Genomic DNA, 1222 nt, shown 5'->3' on the forward strand with positions numbered 1-1222 from the left:
GAGCTGAAGCCAGTCGAAGATACCAGCTGGCTGCAACTGTTTATTAAAAACACAGCACTGTGCAAACACGAAAGTGGACGTATACGGTGTGACGCCTGCCCGGTGCTGGAAGGTTAATTGATGGGGTTATCCGTAAGGAGAAGCTCTTGATCGAAGCCCCAGTAAACGGCGGCCGTAACTATAACGGTCCTAAGGTAGCGAAATTCCTTGTCGGGTAAGTTCCGACCTGCACGAATGGCGTAATGATGGCCAGGCTGTCTCCACCCGAGACTCAGTGAAATTGAAATCGCTGTGAAGATGCAGTGTACCCGCGGCAAGACGGAAAGACCCCGTGAACCTTTACTATAGCTTGACACTGAACATTGAGCCTTGATGTGTAGGATAGGTGGGAGGCTTAGAAGCGTGGACGCTAGTCTGCGTGGAGCCAACCTTGAAATACCACCCTTTAATGTTTGATGTTCTAACGTAGACCCGTAATCCGGGTTGCGGACAGTGTCTGGTGGGTAGTTTGACTGGGGCGGTCTCCTCCCAAAGAGTAACGGAGGAGCACGAAGGTTAGCTAATCACGGTCGGACATCGTGAGGTTAGTGCAAAGGCATAAGCTAGCTTGACTGCGAGAGTGACAGTTCGAGCAGGTGCGAAAGCAGGTCTTAGTGATCCGGTGGTTCTGAATGGAAGGGCCATCGCTCAACGGATAAAAGGTACTCCGGGGATAACAGGCTGATACCGCCCAAGAGTTCATATCGACGGCGGTGTTTGGCACCTCGATGTCGGCTCATCACATCCTGGGGCTGAAGTAGGTCCCAAGGGTACGGCTGTTCGCCGTTTAAAGTGGTACGCGAGCTGGGTTTAGAACGTCGTGAGACAGTTCGGTCCCTATCTGCCGTGGGCGTTGGAGAATTGAGGGGGGTTGCTCCTAGTACGAGAGGACCGGAGTGAACGCACCACTGGTGTTCGGGTTGTCATGCCAATGGCATTGCCCGGTAGCTAAGTGCGGAAAAGATAAGTGCTGAAAGCATCTAAGCACGAAACTTGCCCCGAGATGAGTTCTCCCTGACTCCTTGAGAGTCCTGAAGGGACGTTGAAGACTACGACGTTGATAGGCTGGGTGTGTAAGTGCAGCGATGCATTGAGCTAACCAGTACTAATGACCCGTGAGGCTTAACCTTACAACGCCAGAGGCGTTTTGGATTGAGAGATTTATCAGCGCGTTGACAGATTA

1 rRNA gene is annotated in these 1222 nt (G+C 52.1%); it reads left to right on the top strand.

Going from position 1 to position 1222, the window contains the following annotated elements:
- A 23S ribosomal RNA gene (locus HH682_RS15395) occupies nucleotides 1-1169 on the top strand; the annotation flags it as partial.
- Nucleotides 1170-1222 lie beyond the last annotated feature (53 nt).

The sequence above is a fragment of the Rosenbergiella gaditana genome (assembly GCF_018494065.1).
Lineage (GTDB): Bacteria > Pseudomonadota > Gammaproteobacteria > Enterobacterales > Enterobacteriaceae > Rosenbergiella > Rosenbergiella gaditana.